5 protein-coding genes, 1 tRNA gene and 1 pseudogene are annotated in these 5,198 nt (G+C 58.6%); 2 read left to right on the top strand and 5 right to left on the bottom strand.

What is annotated here, in order from left to right; genetic code table 11:
- Positions 1–891: 891 nt before the first annotated feature.
- The 4 genes and pseudogenes from V7Q53_RS22970 to V7Q53_RS22955 form a co-directional block, all read right to left on the bottom strand.
- Positions 892–1,068 (bottom strand): annotated as a pseudogene (locus V7Q53_RS22970) (transposase); the annotation flags it as partial.
- 209 nt (positions 1,069–1,277) lie between these two features.
- Positions 1,278–1,967, bottom strand: a complete 690-nt coding sequence (locus V7Q53_RS22965; protein ID WP_333831325.1) for a hypothetical protein — start codon at positions 1,965–1,967, stop codon at positions 1,278–1,280.
- Positions 1,964–2,542, bottom strand: coding sequence for a hypothetical protein (locus tag V7Q53_RS22960; RefSeq protein ID WP_333831324.1), 579 nt, complete (start codon positions 2,540–2,542; stop codon positions 1,964–1,966). Before V7Q53_RS22960 ends, V7Q53_RS22965 begins: the two co-directional genes overlap by 4 nt.
- 610 nt (positions 2,543–3,152) lie before the next feature.
- Positions 3,153–3,238 (bottom strand) — tRNA-Leu (locus V7Q53_RS22955).
- Positions 3,239–3,372: 134 nt separating this feature from the next.
- Between V7Q53_RS22955 and V7Q53_RS22950 the strand changes: the two genes are divergently transcribed.
- Together V7Q53_RS22950 and V7Q53_RS22945 are read left to right on the top strand one after the other, a co-directional pair.
- Positions 3,373–3,951 (top strand): YqaA family protein, encoded by a 579-nt coding sequence (locus V7Q53_RS22950; protein ID WP_333831321.1) that lies wholly within the window; start codon positions 3,373–3,375, stop codon positions 3,949–3,951.
- Positions 3,948–4,412 carry a disulfide bond formation protein B gene (locus V7Q53_RS22945; RefSeq protein ID WP_442954473.1) on the top strand — a complete coding sequence of 155 codons (465 nt, stop codon included), beginning with the start codon at positions 3,948–3,950 and terminating at the stop codon, positions 4,410–4,412. Before V7Q53_RS22950 ends, V7Q53_RS22945 begins: the two co-directional genes overlap by 4 nt.
- A gap of 12 nt (positions 4,413–4,424) precedes the next feature.
- Here the strand turns inward: V7Q53_RS22945 and V7Q53_RS22940 are convergent, their stop codons facing one another.
- On the bottom strand, positions 4,425–5,120 hold the full coding sequence (locus V7Q53_RS22940; RefSeq protein ID WP_333831319.1) for a GNAT family N-acetyltransferase: 696 nt from the start codon (positions 5,118–5,120) through the stop codon (positions 4,425–4,427).
- Between the last annotated feature and the right edge of the window lie 78 nt (positions 5,121–5,198).

The following is a 5,198-nucleotide window of genomic DNA, read 5'->3' as shown; positions in this document are numbered from 1 at the left end:
CACCCTCATCAGTCCCGTGAACAATGCCGTCAGGGCCGCCTTCAGGCGCGCCGGGCCAGGTGCCGGAGAGGGGGGCGAGCAGGTCTTCGATACGGGTTTCGTTTTCGCGATCGGGCATTGCAGCTACTCCTGATGCTCGCCGGAGCGAACCAGATTAAGACAATTGTTTCGTGCTCCGAGGAACACACATGCCCGACCCGCTGACGCGGGACAGGAAACGACCAACACGGCAAAAGCAGAGGCAAGGACAGACCAGAAACCCCGCCAAAACCGCTGCGGCTTCCTGATTTCGCCCCCCACACCCGTGGCAGCTTCCCCTCACGGTCACCCCCATGACCCTGAGTCCCTTCGGACAACGCCGTAACTAACCTGATTCAGATACAAAAGACAAAATAAGTTTGTAAAATGTGTTAAAATGTTACCAATCGCAACCTGGAAGCCGCAACTCTCGGCAACACGTGACACGCCCTAGTCGCGCGGAGATTGCATCGCATGCCTCGCCCCACCGTTTCCATATAAGATACAATAGAGTCACATGCCTGCCGCGCCGCGGCCCGCAGACCCGGTGTTGCGCGAAAACTGTATATGAAGCGTCAACAATATCCACCGAAATTGAAAATTTCTCGGAAACCAGCCCCTTTGGGGCAACGCAACCATGCGCGGCCTGCGCCCTGTGGACATTCGCTGGTGTGAGACAGCGACGGAGGCCCCAAAAGTTTCCATTTTATCGTCAATTGCCTCCAAAATGAATCACTGAACCAGAAAGCGCAACATAGCTGATTCGCTATGCCCGAGATCCCGGCGCGGGCTTCCGAGACGCTGGCATAGGCCCGCAGCGCGGTTCGCTCGAACCCGTGGCGCTTACCGCGCAGTGCGTCGCGCGCCGGGCAAAAAATCATTCTCCAGCGTCAGCTCTCCGATCTTCGCATGCAGCGTCCTCACATCGATGGCCGGTTCCGGATCGGCCGTCAGGGCCTCACCAAAGACCCCGGTAGCACCCTCACGCAACTGGTCTCGCCATTGCTTGATCTGGTTGGGATGGACATCGAATTCCTGCGCTCGATCAGCGTCTTCTCACCCTTGATCGCAGCATCGTGCTGCTGTTGCGCGGAAAGTCCCCTTATCCCAGCTGTTCGGATCTCGGGCACCACCTCTCAACGAGTACCGGCAGGAGGAAAGGGTCCCCATAGTGCTCGATATTGTACCGAGCCACGCCCAGGCCGACGCGGTGGGGATCAGGGTTTGTTCGATGGTCACTAATTCAGCTTTGTTCTGCGTCAGTCATAACCATAGCGGGTCATCAAATTAAATGTCTCCAACGTGGGAGAGAAAGTCGGTGTGCTTTTGCGCACGTAGCCTATTTTCTCGTTACGAGGAAGACTGGATGATCGACTTCCATCCAGCGAAAAATGAGCGTCGATTTCAGACCTGCGGCTGTTAAAGTCTTCGATCTTTACACGAAGATAGGGAAATCCCTTCGCCTCAACCTGCTGCTCAATTATACTATTCCATTGCGCCCAATATGACTGAAGCTTCATAATTTCGTCTGAAATCAACGGCAGATCCAAGTGACGACGAAGGAAACGCCGATGCGCCCGAACGAATTCAATCCGTTCAACAGCTGCTCCCGGAGAGAGTAGCGCACCAGAGGCAAACTTGACAGCGTTTCCTTTGGTTATATGCTGCCAAGGACGTTTATCGAAAAGACCGATGCGAAAAAACGAGGCAGCAACCTTTTCAGGGTGCCTGACCACATGCAGAATCCTAACCGAGGGATCCAATATCTGCAGATATGGCACCGCGTACCAAGAACTCTCGTATTCGAGTTCAGAATTCGAAACCCGGCAACCGTAAACATCGAACAGGTCCTCATGTCCACTCGGTAAGCCATTGTCTGTTAAATAATTGGCGACGAAGCCAGTCCCGGAACGGCCACAACCCACGATCAGGCCCTTAAGTCCCATCAACGCACCCCCCTCGCCTTCACAAAAACCCAGCGAGCCGCGCGCCGGGCATTCATCAGCACCCTGTCTTGCCAGACCTGCGCTGATGTGACTTCTGGAACCTTCCCCCACGTTTCCACAAAGGTCTTCTGCATTTGTCGGCGTTCTTCCGTATCTCGACCGCGCCATGATTTCTCAGCGCCCATATCTATACAGAATCGCTTCAGGTCATCCCAGTGAAGCTGAATTAAATCAGGGGTAAATGCTCCTTTCAATCCACCTCTTCGCAAGGATAAATAGAAGTCCAAGTGCTCCCCCATAAAGCGCAACTGCTCGTTCCAGCGAACGTTCTCAAAACATCTCCTTTTTAGCAGGATAAGGTTGCGCGTGTAATCTGCACGCGCATAACGCGCGCCGCCGGTGTTTAAATACCGCCAGCCCTGATCATGCTTGAGTTCTATTCGGGGGCCATCTGGTGCGAAGTGGATGAAACCAGACTGGATGCGCGTCTGTCCCGAAGCGGTCGAGCGTCCATGGCCAATCTGACGCTCCATGTCAGCACAGTAGTCAATCTCCGGGAATGCCAAAACGGCCAGCATTGCCGGTAGTGAAAACTCTCCTCCAGAGGCTCCTCATCATGAATGTACAGTCGATATGGGACTTGAAAAAATGGAGATCTATTGAATCCAAGACCCCAAGAATTGATTTGCTTTGTGGCGAAGTCTTTATGATGTTTCCGATACGTGGGAGAGCCTGAGTGGATAAGGTCATTCTTTGCTATTTCTCCTCTCATCTCTTGCAGCAATTCCGTGGCGCAAAAAACTGGTCATGTGCATCCGACATTCACCACCTGGCCTGCCGTTTGCGGCAAGAACGCCTGTTCCGGCCTGCGGATCAAGCGTTGTTCCTGCCGACAAACCGGGGCTGACGGCATCGGCGTAAGGCCGACCAGTTCCTGGAATATCGACGCTGATAAGGGGGGCTATGTTGCATCGTTCTTCCGAACTACCCAGGACGGCAGAGAAAAAGCCTACGAAGCATCGTTCGAGCTGCCAGTAGCCGCACCGCATCCCACTGAAGCTTGGTCGCGGACCAACTTGGACCTTCCTTCAGGAATTCCCCCATGGAACGAAGCGGGGTTCAAAAAGGAAGGTGGGGCATGCAAGGGGCATGCGATTCGGCATGTCGCCAACAAACCCACTAAACAATTGGTGCCCGAGGTGAGATTCGAACTCACACACCCGTTAGGGCGGAGGATTTTGAATCCCCTGCGTCTACCGTTCCGCCACTCGGGCACGGGCTTGGATTACCCTGCGCCTGCATATGCGTCAACGGGTCTTCGTGCGGCTGCTGCGGCCCACCACGGCGGTTCGGACCTTGACGAAGGGGGCCTGTGTCGGGCAAGCCGGTGGCGAACAGCGGCGGGCACATGATCAGAGCATTATACGACTGGACACTCTCGCTCGCGGCGCATCCGCGGGCGCTTTGGGCGCTGGCTTTCGTCGCGTTCATCGAGGCCTCGGTGTTTCCCGTTCCGCCCGATGTGCTGATGATCGCGATGATTCTCGCCGTTCCGCGCCGGGCGTTCCTGATTGCCGGTGTTGCGACACTGGCTTCGGTTCTGGGCGGGATCCTGGGCTATGCGATCGGCGCGTTCGCCTTTGAATCGATCGGCCGCCCGGTGCTGGAAACGCTGGGCAAGGCAGACGCCGTGGCGGCGTTTAACACACGGTTCAATGACCTTGGTTTCTGGTCGGTTCTGGTGGCGGGCGTCACGCCCTTCCCCTTCAAGGTCATCACCATCATGTCCGGCTGGACGGCGCTGCCGCTGGAAACCTTCCTGCTCACCGCGATCATCGCGCGGGCGCTGCGCTTTTTCTTCGTTGCGGCGCTGCTATGGCGATACGGCGCACCGATTCGTGATTTTATCGAGCGCTGGCTGGGGTTGCTGTCGGTGCTGTTTATCCTATTGCTGGTTCTGGGATTCTACTCGGTGAGGTTTCTTTGAAACAGGTTAACTGGGCCATGCTGGCGGCGCTGGCGTCAGCGCTGCTGCTGCTGGCGGCGCTTTTCTTTCAGTATGCACTGGGGATGGCGCCGTGCCAGCTGTGTATCTGGCAGCGCTGGCCGCATCTGGTGGCGATGGTTCTGGGCGCCGTGATCTGGCTGGTGCCCACGCCGGTTCTCGCGGTTCTCGGGGCGGCGGCGGCGGCAACCTCGGGCGGGATCGGGGTTTATCATACCGGGGTTGAGCGAGGCTGGTTCGAGGGGCCGACGGCCTGTTCCGGTAGCATCGATTTCGCCAATCTCAGCGCGGCAGAACTGCTGGACCGGGTGATGGCCGCGCCGGTGGTGCGCTGCGACGAAGTCCCGTGGGAGATGCTGGGCCTGTCGATGGCCAGCTTGAACGCCGTGCTGTCCTTCGTGCTGGCGGGAATGTGGCTGATGGCGCTGCGCCAGCGTCGCTGATCAGCGCACCGTTCACACCAGCGCCGGGTCGCGCGTGGCCAGTATCGGGCGGGTCAGCACAGCAAGGCTCTGGCGCTGCTGGCCGCTGCCATCAAAATTCTCCGGCGCCAGCCATTCGCCAAACGCGGCACCTAACGCAGGCCAGTCCGCATCAATCGCCGCAAACCAGGCGGTGTCGCGGTTGCGGCCCTTGACCACGCCCGCCCGCCGGAACAGCCCCTCATAACTGAAGCCAAACCGCTCCGCCGCGCGGCGAGAAGGCAGGTTAGCGGCATCGCATTTCCACTCAAAGCGCCGGTAACCCGCTTCAAAGGCCCATTGCATCAGCAGGAATACCGCCTCGCTTGCCTCGCGCGTCCGTTGCAGGCGCGGTGCAAAAGTAAGCCAGCCGGTCTCGATGCTGCCCGCGCGCGGCTCCATCCGCATCAGGCTGAGCGAGCCGCCCAGCCGCCCGTCCGCCATCCGGATCGCGAAGTGCAGCGGGTCGTGCATCAGCCGCGCCGCGTCCAGCCAGCCGCGATAGCCCGCCAGATCAGCAAACGGCCCATGCGGCAGATAGCGCCACATCTCGCCCGCTGAATCCTCGGCAAAGGCCGCAAACAACCCCTCGGCATGCGCGGGAACCAGTGGCTCCAGCCGCACATACCGCCCCTGCAACGCCACACGCGGCGGCAATCCCGGCGCCACCCAATCAGCCAGATCGCTCATCGTCCTGCCCCTTCATCTTGCCAGAAATACGCACGGGGGGTTCTCAGGGGGGCGCGTGCGCTCCCCTGAGGCGGGGGG

This window comes from Pararhodobacter sp. (assembly GCF_036802785.1).
Lineage (GTDB): Bacteria > Pseudomonadota > Alphaproteobacteria > Rhodobacterales > Rhodobacteraceae > Pararhodobacter.
This window is presented reverse-complemented; position numbering and strand designations above follow the sequence as displayed.

Excerpts from the sequence above, each read along its gene's own strand:
- V7Q53_RS22960 (WP_333831324.1), bottom strand. The coding sequence starts at position 2,542 with ATGCTGGCCGTTTTGGCATTCCCGGAGATTGACTACTGTGCTGACATG.
- V7Q53_RS22950 (WP_333831321.1), top strand. The coding sequence starts at position 3,373 with ATGATCAGAGCATTATACGACTGGACACTCTCGCTCGCGGCGCATCCG.
- V7Q53_RS22940 (WP_333831319.1), bottom strand. The coding sequence starts at position 5,120 with ATGAGCGATCTGGCTGATTGGGTGGCGCCGGGATTGCCGCCGCGTGTG.